We start from the raw sequence: 14,229 nt of genomic DNA on the forward strand, positions 1-14,229 counted from the left end.
ACCCCACGGTCCAGCGGCGATCCGGCCGGTCGGTGCGGCATACTGCGGTGCCCCCACCGCCGCTGTCTGAGGAGTCCCGTTGAGCCGCGTATCCCTGAGCTCCTGGACGCTGCGGCGCCGGGTCGCGGTGCTGTTCGTGATCGCCGGGATCCTGCTCGGCGGGATCGGCACGACGGCCGCGGTGACCGCGGTCGACAGCAACGACAACCTCGACGTGATCCTGAACAAGACCGGGCCGATGCGGATCGCCGGGCAGGAGCTGTACTCGGCCTATCTGGACCAGGAGACCGGGATACGCGGTTACGCGCTCAGCCGGTCGGACCAGAACCTGCAGCCGTACCAGAAGGGTCTGACCACCGAGCGCGACCTGCTCGCCCAGATCGAGACGCTGAACGACGCCGCCGGCACCGCGGCGATCCGGGCCGACCTGGCGCTGGTCCGGCAGCGGGCCGCCGACTGGCGGCAGAACGTGGCCGAGCCGGCCATCGCCGCCACCAGGGCCGGCGATCCGGCCGGCACCACCGGCACCGCCCAGTTCGACGCGCTGCGGACCGCGGTCAACCAGCTGCAGGGCAGCATCCTTGCGCTGCGCAACAAGGCCGTCGACGCGGCTCAGCAGTCCTCCTCGGTGCTGGTCACCCTGGTGATCACCGCGGCGGTCATCATCCTGCTGGTCGGCACGGCGCTGCTGGTGCTGCTCGACCGGCTGGTCAACCGGCCGGTCACCGAACTGGCCGCGCAGGTCCGTCAGGTCGCCGGCGGCGACTTCGAACGGCCGATCACCAGCACCGGCTCCCCCGAGCTGCGCCGCCTGGCGACCGACGTGGACGGCATGCGCCGGCAGATCGCTGCCGAGCTGACCGAGGTCCGCGAGGCCCGGGCCGAGGTGGTGGCGATCAACGAGGAGCTCCAGGCGAAGGCCGAGGAGCTGACCCGGTCCAACCGGGACCTGGAGCAGTTCGCCTACGTCGCCTCGCACGACCTGCAGGAGCCGCTGCGCAAGGTGGCCAGCTTCTGCCAGCTGCTGCAGCGCCGCTACGCCGGGCAGATGAACGACCTGCTGGCGTTCTCCCGGATCGGCCGGATCACCGCCGGGTTCAAGCAGGTCGACCTCGCGACGGTGCTGCCCGAGGTGACCTCACAGCTGGAGGCCCGCACCGCGGAGGTGGACGGCACGATCACCCTGGCCGACCTGCCGGTGGTCGAGGGCGAGGAGCCACTGCTCACCACGCTGTTCGCCAACCTGATCGGCAACTCGCTGAAGTTCCGCCGCCCGGACGTGCCCCCGGTGATCACGGTGAGCGCGGAACGCGACGGCGACTTCTGGAAGATCAACGTACGGGACAACGGGATCGGCATCGAGCGGGAGTTCGCCGACAAGGTGTTCGTGATCTTCCAGCGGCTGCACCCGCGCGACGCGTACGAGGGCACCGGCATCGGCCTGGCGATCGTCAAGAAGATCGTCGAGTACCACGGCGGGCGGATCTGGCTCGATCTCGACGTCGCGCAGGGCTCCTCGATCTGGTTCACCATGCCGGCCGTCCCCGAGAGCTGATCCCGGCTGGTCCTCAGGGGTGTCTCCGGGAACGGGAGGCACCCCTGAGGACCAGCCCCGGACCGGAACGTGGACACGCCGACGATCGGGTGACGATCCGTCGCGTGTCGGCCGCGCTCCGGCATCGTACGATCAATGATCAACTTCCGTGCCCGGTGGCGGCGCGCCGCCGTCGCGCTCTGCTTGACCACCGTCGTCCCGTCCGTGCCGGCCGCCGCCGCGGCGCCGTCGTGCCCCCTGGTCACCGACAAGGTCCAGGCGGCGACCGACCGCGGCGTGCACCTCGACCGGATCACCCCGAAACCGGTGTGGCGCAAGGGCTGCGGCACGCTCTACCGCAGCGACAGCCGAGGCCCGGAGATCGTCTTCGCGCAGGGTTTCACCGCCAAGGACGTGGCCGGCGGCCAGTACGACATCGCCAAGTACGTCCTGGTCAACCAGCCCTCGCCGTACGTCTCCACCAGCTACGACCACGATCTGTACAAAACCTGGTACAAGTCCGGGTTCAACTACTACATCGACGCTCCGGGCGGGGTCGACGTCAACAAGACGATCGGCGACACCCACAAGTGGGCCGACCAGCTCGAGGTCGCCTTCCCCGGCGGCATCCGGCGGGAGTACGTGATCGGCGTCTGCCCGGTCGACAAGGCCACCAAGACCGAGGTGATGAGCGACTGCACCAGCAATCCTCACTACCACCCTTGGCACTGATCAGCCGGTGATCAGTTCCGGACGGGCCGGCGACTCGGCCGGCGCGTCCGGGACGGCGGCGGGCACCGGCTCGGCCGGGATCGCGGCGATGCCGGCCAGGATCAGCGCGCCACCGGCCATCTGCAGCGGGGACAGCGCCTCCCCCACCACCAGCCAGGCCAGGATCGAGGCGAACACCACCTCGAGCAGTCCGACGAACGACGCCAAGCGCGACCCGAGACGGCTCGACCCGAAAATCCCCGTTGCGTACGCGATGGCAGTCCCGAAAACCGCGACCACCGCGAGCGGCACCCACCACGGCGCCATCGACCCGAACAGCGCCACGTCGCCGAACGTGGCCCGCATCGGCACCACCCCGGCCAACCCGGCGAGCCCGAGCATCACACCGCCGAGCGTGAGCCCGGCACCGGCCAGCGCGACCGGCGGCAACCCGTCGGCGGGCCGGGCAGCGACCACGAAGTAGACCGCGCAACCGACCGCAGCCGCGAAGGCCAGGGCCAGCCCGACCGGGTCGACGGCCTGCAGCGCGCCCGGACCGATCACCAGGATCAGACCGCCGATCGCCAGGAGCGACCCCAGGAGTACGGCCGGGCGCGGCAGCCGCCGGGTGCTCACCCAGGCCCAGAGCACCAGCAGCAGCGGTGCCAGGTACTCCACCAGCAGGGCGGTCGAGACCGGCACCCGGCTGATCGCCGCGAAGTAGGCGACCTGGGTGAACGCGACAGCCACCACACCCATGCCGACCACCCGCCAGCGCGCCCGCCACAGCGCGTGCCACTCGCCGCGCAGCGAGAACAGCACGAACGGCAGCAGCAGGAAGCCCGCCGTGAGGGTCCGCGCGGTGACCGCGGCGGCCGGCGACCAGCCCGCCTCGAGCAGCGGCTTGATGAACGCGCCGGACGTGCCGAACGACGCGGCCGAGAGCACCGCGACCGCGAGCCCGGTGGTTTGCGGAGTGAGCTTCACGGCGCCTCCCCTACTAAGATGTCATGGGCTAACTCATCTAGACCCCTGACGCTAGGCTCGGCTCAGTGAGGAGTCAAATTGCATTTTGCCCCTGACACCGAGGAGGCTCTGGCGTTCGCGGTGGTGCTCGCCAACACCGACGCGGGCGCCTCCCGCTCCGGCACCGACGAGATCGCCACCGTCGCTCAGCTGGGCGAACTCCTGGCGGACGCGCCGTACTCGGGACGCATCGACCACGACGAGGCCGAGCGGCGCGAGGTGGCGCTGGCCCGCGCACAGATCCGGGAGGTGTGGACGCTCGGCCGCGACGACGCGGTGGCGGTGGTCAACCGGATGCTGCGGGAGGCGCGGGCGCTGCCGTACCTGACGAGGCACGACGGCTCGGACTGGCACATGCACGCGACCGAGCCGACCGCGCCGCTGGCCGAGCGGATCCGGGTGGAGGCCGCCCTCGCCCTGATCGACGTGATCCGGATGAACGAGATGGACCGGCTGCGGGTCTGCGCGGCCGACGACTGCACCGGGCTGTTCGTGGATCTGTCCCGCAACGGCTCGAAACGGTTCTGCACGGTCCGCTGCGGCAACCGGATGAACATGGTCGCCTTCCGCGCCCGCCGCGCCTGACCGATCCGGGTCAGGCGGGCGGGGCGGGCGCGGCGATGCGGCGGGCGATCCGGTTCGCTACGAGCCAGCCGCCGAGGACCAGACCGATGAAGACGACGATCGGCGGTGCGTACAGCACCCCGGGAAGCGTCGGATAGTCGGCGGCGAACACAGCGCAGGTATGGCTACTCACCCGGTTGGGCCGGCCGCACTTCCGTTCCTGAACCTCCACCTCGCCGGCCAGGAACCGCACCGACCTGATGGTGACCCGGGCGGCAGGTTCGCCGAACACCTGGTCCGGGTGCCAGCTCACCGTCGCCTCACAGGTGTAGGGCGCGCCGAGGACGTGCTTGTCACAGTGGCTCACCGTGGCCGTGCCGGCGGTCAGCACCCCCGGGCCGGCCATGGTGCCGAACCGCTCCGAAACGGACCACAGCACACCGATGACCGGCAGGGCTATGAGCAGTAGGAAAGCCAGGAAAAGCCCGAAATTCCACCGGAAAGCCCGGTTTTGCTGTTTCCCGGCCGCCTTGCTCGCCCGAGTCTTCCTACCCATCAGTCGCGTCCTCGTCGTCTATCCATCGGCCAGCTCATCAGCATTGTCCTTGGTGGCCTTGGCACCCTCCTTGCCGGTGAAGATCCCCCGGTTGTCGGCGATGGTGCCGCCGATACCGGTGGCGGCCCGGTCGACGTAGCGGGTGTACCGCAAGGCTCCGCTGCCTTCTGGCAGCAGGTCCCGTTTCGTGCGCAAGTTCGACCGCTGCAGCTTGTCGGCCCAGTTGTGGATCGACTGGGACTTGCCCTCCAGCGCCTTGGACACCTTCTTGCTGGCCGCACCCAGCTCGTCGAACTTCTTCGCGAACCGCTTGATGACGGTGAGGAGCTTGGCGAGCCGCTTGGCCAGCCGGGTGGCCAGCAGAGTCGCGTCGACCGAGACACTGGTCAGGAACGCAGCGACCGAGCCGCCCAGGGTGACCACCGAGGAGGCCGCGGCGATCAACGCCTCGGTGATCACCCGGCTGACGAACGACGAGATCATGTCAAAGACGATCGCCCGTTCGGTGGCGACCACGACACCGGCGATCGCAACGCCCTGCGAGGTGTTGTCGGCGTGCCCGGCCAGCGCTCGCAAGCCCTGAATGTATTCCGAGGCCGCGGCGCGGTAACTCTGCGCCGCGTCGCCGGTCCAACCGGCAACCGTGGACATCGCCTGCTCATATTTGTCCGCAGTACTCACCAGGCGCTTACCGACGTTGTCCCACGTCTGCGCGACAGCCTGGATCGCCCGGTGATCGCCGGTCAGCAACTCCAGCGGCTCCCGGAGGAAGGCCACGTGCTCCAGCACCCAACCGACACCGGCCTTGACCAGCTCGCCGAACGGATTGAGCGCGATCGACAACAGATCGAGGCCGACCGAGAGGACGTCGACCCCGACGGTCAGCGCGCTGAAGTCACCGTCATCGACCAGGTCGTCCCACGCGCTGTTGCCGCTGTCGAACACGCCGGCGCCGGACCACTTCTGGGACTTGTCCCACACGCTCACCGGCGCCGCAATCAGCGGAAGATCCGACACGCCGGTCACCAACCCTCTTTGGCGATGGAGCGCAGCAGATCGGCAAGCTCCGCTTCGTTGCGGAGATAAGACTCGTTGTTGGCCTGGACACCGGTGGAGATGGCCTGTGCCAGCTCATCCGCCTTGCCGAGCAGCCCGCAGGTGTCACCGAGGGCGAACTCCAACACCGGCGGGAGAAGACCCTGCAGGAACAACCCGTAGGCCTCGGTACCACCGAACCCGACCGCATCGCCGGCGGCCCGGCACTCGGCGACCGCTGCGGCAACGCTCTGGACCTGCGCGGCGTGCTCAGCCAGCTGCTCGTGCGAAACGGAGAACCCGGTCATCGCGAACCACCTTCCGGTTCGTCCTCGACCGGTGGCATCGTGCTCTTCAGGAACGCCATCGCCGACGAGTCCTCGCCGACCAGCCCGGACATGATCTGCAGCATCTGCCGGGACGCCTCGGCGCACGCCAGCCGGTACGCCTCCATCACCCGCGCCGACAGCTGCACCGGGGTCAGCCCCTCCGACCGCGGCGTGAACCGCACCGCCAGCAGCACGCCGGACGGGTTGACCGTCACCGACACGCTCTGGTCCCGGCTGCTCGCGTCGACCTGCGTCGCGGCCAGCTCCGCCTGCGCGCGGCTCGACTCGGCCGTCAGCCGCGCGGTGCGCTCCTCCTGCTCCCGGATCCACCGTTCTGGATCGGCCAGGTCCCCATCACGTCCGAACACCATCGCGGCACCCCTCCCCATGAAGGGTCCATTCAACGCGACCGGCGCTCGGGCCGCTCACCCCGGTGATCAGTCGAGCAGTGCGAGCAGGCGCTTCGGGGACTCCAACTGGGGCAGGTGACCGGTCTCGGTCATCAGGACGAACTCGGCGCCGGGGATCGCGGCGGCCAGCGCGCGGCCGTACTCCGGGGTGACGATGCGGTCGTGGTCGCCCCAGATCACCCGGGTCGGCGTGGTGACGGCGGCCAGGCGGTCGCGCAGGGTGGGGTCGGTCATCGCGGCCGCGTAGGTGCCCAGCGCCGCGCGGTTGCCGGCCAGCACCGCCTGCTGCTCCGGCGTCATGGCGGCCGGGTCGATCCGGAACTTCTCCGGCGCGAAGTAGCTGAGCTGGGCGATCTCCGGGAAGCTCAGCCCGAAGAAGTCCACCACCGGGTGCTCGGGCACCTCGATGCCGACCGCGTCGACGAGCACGATGTCCCGGACCCGGCCGGAGCCGAGCAGGGCCATCTCGGCGGCGATCCAGCCACCGATCGAGTTGCCGACCACTGTCACGTCGTCGAGGCCCAGCTCGTCGAGCAGCGCGACGTAGAGCGCCGCGAGGCCGCCGATCGTGGCAAGACCGTCCGGCCGCGGGGTGCCGCCGAACCCCGGGTGGACCGGGGTGATCACGCGGGCCGGGCGCTCGGCGGCGAGCAGGTCGGCGAAGCCGGCCACGGTCAGCGGGCCGCCACCGCCGTGCAGCAGCAGGACCGGGCGGCCCGCGCCGCGCTCGGTGAAGGACAGCAGAACACCGGAGATCTCGATCGTCGTCATGTAAGGAACCTTAGATCAGTATGTTGATATAAGCAACCTGGTAATGTCGTGACGTGCCCAGAGACGTCCGTGAGATCGGCCTGTCCGTCAAACGCCTGCAGCATCGCCACCACCGCACCGCCAACGAGCGCCTCGCCCCGCTGGGCATCTCGCTGGTCCAGTGGGACGCGCTGCGCCACCTGCACGAGAACCCGGAGGCGTCGCTGCACGACCTGGCGCAGCTCACGTTCCAGACGGATCAGTCGTTCGGCACCCTGGCCACCCGGATGATCGACCGGGAGCTGATCGAGCGCCGGCCCGGCCCGGGGCGCGCCATCCGGCACCGGCTGACCGCCAAGGGTGAGGCGCTGCGGGTCGAGGCCGGCGAGATCCTCGAAGGCGTGCTGATCGAGTCGTTCGCCCCGCTCGACGCCGAGGAACTGCAGACACTCGGCGACCTGCTGGCCCGCCTGGTGAGCGACCGGCACTGACCGGCACTCAGCTGGTGACCGCCGGTTTCAGCGGGCCGACGATCCGGTGCGCGAGACGGTTCGCCGCATACATGACGACGAAGAACAGGCCGAAGACCAGGAGGGCCAGCACCAGGTACAGCAGGCCGGGCGGGTCGGGGTAATCGGCGGTGTACACCGGACATCTCATGCCCGGCGTGGAAGGCCGGCCGCACTCGCGATGCACCACCTCCGCCGTGCCGGCGAGCGGACGCAGCGAGCGGACGGAGACACTGACCGGCGATTCTCCCGGCTGGCGCCAGCTCACGGACACATCGCATCGGTAGGGTGCGCCGAGAACGCGGTGCGAACAGCTGCGCACCGTTGCGGCGCCGGAGTTGAACACGTCGCCGGAGCGGGCACCGAAGCGCTCGAATTCGGTGAACATCAGGGCATACCCCGGCAGCACCACGAGCACCACGAGGATCGCGGTAATGCTCCAGCTCCACTTGTCGACGCGACGCTGATGAGCCTTGGCCACCTTCCCCGCTTGAGTCCGCCTGCCCATCGCCGGTCACCTCTCCCCCGTGGTCGCCGAGCACCTGAGCGAGACCCAGGCGATGACCGTGAAGCGCCCATTCAACGTGACCGCCGCCAGCCCGGCCGCCCCGGCATGCCACGCTGTCCGCGTACCGACGACCACGATCGGAGTTCCGTGTCCGACCATCCCGCGTTCTACCTGCCGGTGAGCGACACCGAGTTCACCTCGACCCCGGCGACCGCCAGCCCCTGGGACTCCGCGCTGCAGCACGGCGGACCACCGGCCGCGCTGCTGGCCCGCGCCATCGAATACTGCGAGCCGGTCGACGCCATGCCGATCGCCCGGATGACCGTGGACTTCCTCGGCGGCATCCCGCAGGGCCGGATCCGCACCGAGGCTCGGATCGTGCGTCCCGGCAAGCGGGTCGAGCTGGTCGAGGCCGAGCTCTGGGCCAACGACAAGCTCGCGGTCCGGGCGAGCGCCTGGCGCATCCGCCGGCAGCCCGGCACCACCGCGCACGTGGCGACGCCGGCGGTGCTCCCGCCGCCGGTGCCGGCACCGACTCCGGCCAGGTTCTTCGACGGCGTCGACGAGGACTGGGGATACGGGCACGCGATCGACTGGCGGTTCACGACGGGTGACTTCGACACGCTCGGCCCGGCCAAGGTCTGGGCCCGGGCGAAGATCCCGCTGGTCGAGGCCGAGCCGACCAGTGGCACCCAGCGGCTGATGCTCATCGCGGACTCCGCCAACGGGCTGTCCGGCGAGATGCCGATGAGCGAGTGGCTGTTCATCCCGCCGACGCTGACCGTCACCGTGCAGCGCGAGCCGGACGCCGAGTGGCTGTTCCTGGAGGCCGCCAGCACGATCGGCCCGGACGGCACCGGCATCGCGCAGGGATCAATTTCGGACGACAAGGGTCTGCTGTGCCGGATCGCCCAACCCCTGCTGGTGGCGCCGCGCGGCTAAAACTCCTCCAACGACGAAGACGACGAAGAGGACGAAGAGGACGAAGAGGAGGACCCCGGGCTGACCAGGCCGGTCTCATAGGCGACCACCACCGCCTGCACCCGATCCCGCAGCCCGAGCTTGCCCAGGATCCGGGCCACGTGCGTCTTCACCGTCGCCTCGGCGAGCTGCAGCGTCGCGGCCAGCTCCGCGTTGCTCAACCCCCGGGCCAGCAGCCGCAACACTTCCAGCTCCCGCGGGGTCAGCGCCGCCAGGTCCCGGTGCATCGACGCGGTCTCCGGGTCCCGGTTCGCGAACCGCTGCACCAGCCGCCGGGTGATCGACGGGGCGAGCAGCGCGTCGCCGTCGCGCACGATGCCGACCGCGGCGACCAGGTGCTCCGGGGTGACGTCCTTGAGCAGGAAGCCGCTGGCGCCGGCGGCGAGCGCGGCGTAGACGTACCGGTCCAGATCAAAAGTAGTCAGGATGATGATCCGCGGGGCGCCAGGTCCGCCGGTCAGGATGCGGCGGGTGGCCTCAAGACCGTCAAGTTCCGGCATGCGTACGTCCATCAGCACCACATCGGGGCGGGTCCGGCGTACCGCGTCGACCGCCTCGGCGCCGTTCGCGGCCTCGGCCACCACGTCCACTCCCCCGGCGGTGAGGATCATCCGGAACCCGGTACGGACCAGCGCCTGATCGTCGGCGACCACCACCCGTACCGTCACACCGCCTCCAGGGGGATCCGGGCCTCGACCCGGTAGCCGGCGCCGGGACGCGCCCCGGCGTGCAGGGTTCCACCGTAGACGGCCAGCCGCTCCCGCAACCCGATCAGCCCCCGCCCGCCGGTCGGCGCGCTGACCGCCGGCTCCCCGGCCTCGGTGTTCCGGATCTCGATCCGCAACGTCTCCGCGCCGTACTCGACCACCACCGTGGCGGCCGCCCCCGGCGCGTGCCGCACCATATTGGTCAGCGCCTCCTGCACCACCCGGTACGCGGTCAGCCCGATCCCGGAGGCCACCGAACGGTGCTCGCCGGCCACGGTCAGCCGCACCGGCACGCCGGCCTCGTGCATCCGGCCGACCAGCTCGGGCAGCCCGTCCAGGCCCGGCTGCGGCGCCTCCGGACTGTCCGGTTCCGGTTCGGACAGCAGGCCCATCACGTGCCGCAGCTCGGTCAGCGCGGCCCGCCCGGTCGACTCCACGCTGAGCAGCGCCTCGCGGGCCAGGTCCGGTTCGGCGGCGAGCACCGAGCGCGCCGCACCGGCCTGGATCACCATGACGCTCACGTGGTGGGTGACCACGTCGTGCAGTTCCCGGGCGATCCGGGCCCGTTCGGCGGCGACCGCGTCGTGCAGCGCCTGCTGCTGGGCGCGGGCTTCCAGGTCGAGCCGCTGGCGGTCCTCACCGATCCGGCGCCGCCACACGTGGTAGCCACCCGCCGCCGCGACCACCGGCGACAGCAGCACGAACGGCAGGTAAGCCGCGGGCACCGAGATCAGCATCCACCCGCGCAGGACCGTGACCAGCAGCGCGGCCACCGGGACGGTGACCAGCACCGGCAGCCGGTAGGGGCTGTGCGCGAACGCGCTGTACACCGCGACCAGGCAGGCCAGCACCACGCACGGATACAGGTTCGGCTGCTCGGCCCCGCTGGTGACCAGCACCAGCGACGCCGCGCCCATCGTCGCCCAGAGCACCGCGAGCGGATACCTGCGCCGCAGCACCAGCGGCGCGCACATCACGAAGACCAGCAGCAACGCCCCGAGCGCGGAGCCCGGTTGCACCGGCGTGAGGTCATGCAGCGGCACCGGAACCGGCGGCCTGACCCCCGGCCGCGGCAACGGCATGGTCGGCCGCGGCAGCCCGGCGTCGTCGATCGCACTCTGGAAACAGACGAACCCGAGCACCAGCGCCAGCGCGCCGTCGAGCAGCAGCGCCCGCCACCCCGGTCTCGGCAGCGGCCCTTCCGGCCGGAAGCTCCACATCGCCACATTCTCGCCTCCGGCGGCGAGAACCAGCATCGGCCGTGGTGTGCAGACCGCGTACATCGCAAGGATGACGTCGTTTCAAGTTCCACTTCTCACGGTACGACCAATGCCCCGCCCGGCCGACGCGCCCCACCCGGGAACGGCCATAGCGTCCCGGCCATGACCGATTCCGTGATCGACCTGCGTGGAGTTTCCCGCCGCTACGACGAGGGGCCGCCCGCCCTGGACGACGTGTCACTGTCGGTGGCTCCGGGCGAGTGCGTGGCCGTGCTCGGCCCGTCCGGCAGTGGCAAGTCGACACTACTCAACCTGATCGCCGGGCTGGACCGGCCGGACTCCGGGACGGTCACGGTGGCCGGCACCCGGGTGGATACGCTCGGCGAGGCGGCGTCGGCGCGCTTCCGTCGTACCCATGTGGGCTTGATCTTTCAGTTCTTCAACCTGCTCGATGATCTGACCGTGCTGGAGAACGTGCTGCTGCCGGCCCAGCTGGCCGGTGCCCGGGACAAGGCGTCGCGCGAGCACGCGGCCCGGCTGCTGGACACGCTCGGCATCGCCCGGCACGCCGGCGCCTACCCGGGCCGGCTCTCCGGCGGTGAGCGGCAGCGGGTCGCGGTGGCCCGCGCCCTGGTCAACCGCCCGGCGCTGCTGCTGGCCGACGAACCGACCGGCGCGCTGGACACCGCGTCCGGCGAGGACGTCCGCTACCTGCTCAACGACCTGCACGCCGGCGGGCAGACGATCGTGCTGGTCACCCACGACCTGCGGCTGGCCGAGGCGTGCGCGACCCGGACGATCAGCGTGCGCGACGGCCGCGTCGAGGCCGGAGTGCCGGCATGAGCGGGCTGAACCGGGTGATCCGGTCGGGGGTGCGCCGCCGCCGGGTGCAGACCGTGGTGATCGCGCTGGTCGCGGCGGCCGCGGTGACCGCGTCGGTGCTCGGCGCCGGGCTGCTGGTGGCGTCCGAGGCACCGTTCGACGACGCCTTCGCCGCCCAGCGCGGCCCGCACCTGACCGTGCAGGCCGACCCGGCGCACGTGACGGCCGCGCAGCTCACCGCGTCGGCGTCGGCCTCCGGCGTGTCCGACGCGGCCGGTCCGTATCCGCTGCTGGTGGTCCCGATGGGCACCGGGTCGCAGGGGTTGCGGTTGCCGCCGCTGACCCTGGTGGCCCGGGCCGATCCGGGCGGTGCCGTCGACCGGGTCGAGCTGATCGGCGGCCGCTGGGCGACCGGGCCGGGCGAGCTGGTGATGGGCGGCGGGATGGTCAGGCTGCCGCCCGGCCACACGGTCACCACGGCCGGCGGCACGAAACTGACCGTGGTCGGCACGGCCCGCTCGGTCAGCGACACGGCCGGCGGCTGGATCGCGCCGTCCGCGGTCGCCACTCTCGACGAGCCGGGTGTCACGCACGGGCTGCAGATGCTCTACCGCTTGACCGATCCGGCCCAGGTCTCCGCGGGCCGTGACGCTGTTGCCGCGACGCTGCCGGCCGGCGCGGTGGTCAGTGCCCGCTCCTGGCTCGACGTCCGGCAGGACGCCGTCGAGGACGCGGCCGTGTTCGTACCGTTCCTCGTCGCGTTCGCGCTGCTCGGCATCGTGATGGCGGTCCTGGTGGTGGGCACCGTGATCGCCGGGACGGTCGGTGCGGCGACCCGCCGGATCGGCATCCTCAAGGCGCTCGGCTGCACGCCGGGCGGGATCGTCCGGGCCTACGTCGCGCAGGCGCTGATCCCGGCGTCCATCGGCGCCCTGGCCGGTGCGGTGGTCGGCAACCTGATCGCGCTGCCGGTGCTGGCCGAAACCGAGGAGCTCTACGGCTCGGCGAACACCACGATCGACTGGTGGGTGACGCTGCTGGCGGCCGGCGGGGTGCTCGCCGTGGTGGCGGCGACCGGGTGGGCGGCGGCGCTGCGGGCCGGTCGGCTGCGCACCGTGGACGCGATCGCGGTCGGCCGCGCCTCCGGTCCGGTGCGGGGGCGCTGGGCGTCCCGGCTGGCGGCACGGCTGCCGGTGCCGCGGCCGATCGGGCTCGGGCTGGCCCGTCCGCTCGCCCGCCCGGTACGCACCGCCGCGATCCTGCTCGCCGTGGCGGCCGGCGCCGCGGCGGTGACGTTCGCGAGTGGGCTCGGGACGTCGTTGGTGCGGATCGAGACCGCTCTGGATCAGAACACCGCGGATGTGACGGTGTCTCGTTCGGCCGGCGGCCCGCCGGGTGGCGGCGCACCGGGCGGCTCTGCGCCGGCTTTTGACAGCGCGGCTGTACTCGCGGCGATCGCGGCGCAGGAGGGCACCCGGGCTGCCTACGGTGTCGCCGAGGCGCCGGTCACGGTGGTCGGCATCGCGGATCCGGTCCGGCTCACCGCGTTCACCGGCGACGCGTCCTGGGCCGGCTTCGAGATGGTCTCCGGCCGCTGGTTCACCGCGCCCGGCGAGACGGTGGCGAGCGCACCGTTGCTGAAGGCGGCCGGCATCCGGGTCGGCGATTCCCTCACGGTCAGATCCGACGACGGTACGACAATCAGCCTGCACATCGTCGGCGAAGTCTTCGAGTCCAGTCCCAGCGTGTTCACCAGCACCGCCACGGTCCCCAGCCTGCAGCCTGCCGAGTTCCCGATCGCGCTGACCGACGGCACCGACGCCGGCGCCTACGCCGAGAAGCTGACCGCCGCACTCACCGCACAGGCCCTGACCGCCCGGCCCACCGGCGCCGACGTCGACCCGATGCTCCTGCTCATACAGGGCCTGACCGCCACCCTGACACTGCTGCTGCTCGCGGTAGCCGCGCTGGGCGTCCTCAACATGCTCGTCCTGGACCTCCGCGACCGGGTACACGACCTCGGCATCCACAAAGCCCTCGGCATGACCCCGAAACAGACCATCGCCATGGTCATCGCCTCGGTAGCCGGCGTCGGCCTGGTCGGCGGCCTGCTAGGAGTGCCCCTGGGAATCACGATGCAACGCCTGGTGGTCCCGTCCATGGCGGCCAGCGGCGGCCTGCACCTACCTGCGTCCCTGCTCGACGTCTACGGCCCGGCCTTGCTGGCCGCCCTGGCCCTGGGCGGCCCGGCCGTGGCCCTGCTCGGCGCGCTGCTACCGGCCGGCTGGGCCGCCCGAACCCGAACAGCCACCGCCCTACGCACCGAGTAGCCCGGTCCCCGGGCGTGGGGCTTTCGGACGCCATCCAGCTACCCGACACCCCTGGCTACGTCGCGGTCCGACACAGCCAACGCCCAACGCCGAAGTGATCGCCTAGAGCGCCGCCGAGTGGCAAGCTTCCCTCGGCGGCGCCCGCGACGGCGAGTTCGACATATAGCCACCGCCCGGCGACCTCAGCCCCGTATTCAACGAGGCCGAGGTCCAGCCGCCTCGATCGCATCCAGCCCC

16 protein-coding genes are annotated in these 14,229 nt (G+C 71.3%); 7 read left to right on the top strand and 9 right to left on the bottom strand.

Features of this window, described 5'->3' with window-relative positions; all coding sequences use genetic code 11:
* The first annotated feature begins 79 nt into the window (after positions 1-79).
* Both ADL15_RS46275 and ADL15_RS46280 read left to right on the top strand, forming a co-directional pair.
* Positions 80-1,555, top strand: coding sequence for a sensor histidine kinase (locus tag ADL15_RS46275; RefSeq protein WP_067706261.1), 1,476 nt, complete (start codon positions 80-82; stop codon positions 1,553-1,555).
* A gap of 135 nt (positions 1,556-1,690) precedes the next feature.
* Positions 1,691-2,266 (top strand): ADP-ribosyltransferase, encoded by a 576-nt coding sequence (locus ADL15_RS46280; protein ID WP_067706263.1) that lies wholly within the window; start codon positions 1,691-1,693, stop codon positions 2,264-2,266.
* On the opposite strand, the gene ADL15_RS46285 is transcribed toward ADL15_RS46280, so the two are convergent.
* A complete protein-coding gene (locus tag ADL15_RS46285; RefSeq protein WP_067706265.1) occupies positions 2,267-3,232 on the bottom strand; it encodes an EamA family transporter in 966 nt (321 codons plus the stop codon).
* Between the two features lie 78 nt (positions 3,233-3,310).
* On the opposite strand from ADL15_RS46285, the gene ADL15_RS46290 reads away from it, so the two are divergent.
* Entirely contained in the window at positions 3,311-3,856 is a 546-nt protein-coding gene (locus ADL15_RS46290) for a CGNR zinc finger domain-containing protein (protein ID WP_083972567.1), read from the top strand.
* Between the two features lie 10 nt (positions 3,857-3,866).
* On the opposite strand, the gene ADL15_RS46295 is transcribed toward ADL15_RS46290, so the two are convergent.
* The 5 genes from ADL15_RS46295 to ADL15_RS46315 all read right to left on the bottom strand — a co-directional run bounded on the left by ADL15_RS46295 (position 3,867) and on the right by ADL15_RS46315 (position 6,936).
* The gene (locus ADL15_RS46295; RefSeq protein WP_067706267.1) at positions 3,867-4,391 is read right to left on the bottom strand and encodes a hypothetical protein; all 525 of its coding nucleotides are present in this window, start codon (positions 4,389-4,391) and stop codon (positions 3,867-3,869) included.
* An 18-nt stretch (positions 4,392-4,409) separates the two neighbouring features.
* Positions 4,410-5,417 (bottom strand): WXG100 family type VII secretion target, encoded by a 1,008-nt coding sequence (locus ADL15_RS46300; RefSeq protein ID WP_067706270.1) that lies wholly within the window; start codon positions 5,415-5,417, stop codon positions 4,410-4,412.
* The gene (locus ADL15_RS46305) at positions 5,414-5,734 is read right to left on the bottom strand and encodes a hypothetical protein (RefSeq protein WP_067706272.1); all 321 of its coding nucleotides are present in this window, start codon (positions 5,732-5,734) and stop codon (positions 5,414-5,416) included. The genes ADL15_RS46300 and ADL15_RS46305 overlap by 4 nt, the downstream gene beginning before the upstream one ends.
* Positions 5,731-6,126 (bottom strand): YbaB/EbfC family nucleoid-associated protein, encoded by a 396-nt coding sequence (locus ADL15_RS46310; RefSeq protein ID WP_067706274.1) that lies wholly within the window; start codon positions 6,124-6,126, stop codon positions 5,731-5,733. Before ADL15_RS46310 ends, ADL15_RS46305 begins: the two co-directional genes overlap by 4 nt.
* A gap of 66 nt (positions 6,127-6,192) precedes the next feature.
* A complete protein-coding gene (locus ADL15_RS46315; protein WP_067706276.1) occupies positions 6,193-6,936 on the bottom strand; it encodes an alpha/beta fold hydrolase in 744 nt (247 codons plus the stop codon).
* Between the two features lie 53 nt (positions 6,937-6,989).
* Between ADL15_RS46315 and ADL15_RS46320 the strand changes: the two genes are divergently transcribed.
* Complete coding sequence (locus tag ADL15_RS46320; protein WP_067706278.1) at positions 6,990-7,406, top strand: MarR family winged helix-turn-helix transcriptional regulator; 417 nt, start codon at positions 6,990-6,992, stop codon at positions 7,404-7,406.
* 7 nt (positions 7,407-7,413) lie between these two features.
* On the opposite strand, the gene ADL15_RS46325 is transcribed toward ADL15_RS46320, so the two are convergent.
* Positions 7,414-7,932, bottom strand: coding sequence for a hypothetical protein (locus ADL15_RS46325; protein ID WP_157442024.1), 519 nt, complete (start codon positions 7,930-7,932; stop codon positions 7,414-7,416).
* 147 nt (positions 7,933-8,079) lie between these two features.
* Here ADL15_RS46325 and ADL15_RS46330 point away from each other — a divergent pair, with 147 nt between their 5' ends.
* Positions 8,080-8,874 (top strand): thioesterase family protein, encoded by a 795-nt coding sequence (locus tag ADL15_RS46330; protein ID WP_198171301.1) that lies wholly within the window; start codon positions 8,080-8,082, stop codon positions 8,872-8,874.
* Here the strand turns inward: ADL15_RS46330 and ADL15_RS46335 are convergent.
* Positions 8,871-9,581, bottom strand: a complete 711-nt coding sequence (locus ADL15_RS46335; RefSeq protein ID WP_067706284.1) for a response regulator — start codon at positions 9,579-9,581, stop codon at positions 8,871-8,873. The genes ADL15_RS46330 and ADL15_RS46335 overlap by 4 nt on opposite strands.
* On the bottom strand, positions 9,578-10,876 hold the full coding sequence (locus ADL15_RS46340; RefSeq protein WP_232344966.1) for a sensor histidine kinase: 1,299 nt from the start codon (positions 10,874-10,876) through the stop codon (positions 9,578-9,580). Before ADL15_RS46340 ends, ADL15_RS46335 begins: the two co-directional genes overlap by 4 nt.
* Positions 10,877-11,002: 126 nt before the next feature.
* Between ADL15_RS46340 and ADL15_RS46345 the strand changes: the two genes are divergently transcribed.
* Both ADL15_RS46345 and ADL15_RS46350 read left to right on the top strand, forming a co-directional pair.
* Positions 11,003-11,683: an ABC transporter ATP-binding protein gene (locus ADL15_RS46345; RefSeq protein ID WP_067706287.1), complete on the top strand. Its 681-nt coding sequence runs from the start codon at positions 11,003-11,005 to the stop codon at positions 11,681-11,683.
* The gene (locus tag ADL15_RS46350; protein WP_067706290.1) at positions 11,680-13,992 is read left to right on the top strand and encodes an FtsX-like permease family protein; all 2,313 of its coding nucleotides are present in this window, start codon (positions 11,680-11,682) and stop codon (positions 13,990-13,992) included. Before ADL15_RS46345 ends, ADL15_RS46350 begins: the two co-directional genes overlap by 4 nt.
* Positions 13,993-14,229: the final 237 nt, after the last annotated feature.

Source organism: Actinoplanes awajinensis subsp. mycoplanecinus, from assembly GCF_001509495.1.
GTDB classification, from domain to species: domain Bacteria; phylum Actinomycetota; class Actinomycetes; order Mycobacteriales; family Micromonosporaceae; genus Actinoplanes; species Actinoplanes palleronii.

Bases quoted from the DNA above. Each gene is read 5' to 3' on its own strand.
- ADL15_RS46280 (WP_067706263.1), top strand. From the start codon at position 1,691: ATGATCAACTTCCGTGCCCGGTGGCGGCGCGCCGCCGTCGCGCTCTGC.
- ADL15_RS46295 (WP_067706267.1), bottom strand. From the start codon at position 4,391: ATGGGTAGGAAGACTCGGGCGAGCAAGGCGGCCGGGAAACAGCAAAAC.
- ADL15_RS46305 (WP_067706272.1), bottom strand. From the start codon at position 5,734: ATGACCGGGTTCTCCGTTTCGCACGAGCAGCTGGCTGAGCACGCCGCG.
- ADL15_RS46310 (WP_067706274.1), bottom strand. From the start codon at position 6,126: ATGGTGTTCGGACGTGATGGGGACCTGGCCGATCCAGAACGGTGGATC.
- ADL15_RS46315 (WP_067706276.1), bottom strand. From the start codon at position 6,936: ATGACGACGATCGAGATCTCCGGTGTTCTGCTGTCCTTCACCGAGCGC.
- ADL15_RS46325 (WP_157442024.1), bottom strand. From the start codon at position 7,932: ATGGGCAGGCGGACTCAAGCGGGGAAGGTGGCCAAGGCTCATCAGCGT.
- ADL15_RS46340 (WP_232344966.1), bottom strand. From the start codon at position 10,876: ATGCTGGTTCTCGCCGCCGGAGGCGAGAATGTGGCGATGTGGAGCTTC.
- ADL15_RS46345 (WP_067706287.1), top strand. From the start codon at position 11,003: ATGACCGATTCCGTGATCGACCTGCGTGGAGTTTCCCGCCGCTACGAC.
- ADL15_RS46350 (WP_067706290.1), top strand. From the start codon at position 11,680: ATGAGCGGGCTGAACCGGGTGATCCGGTCGGGGGTGCGCCGCCGCCGG.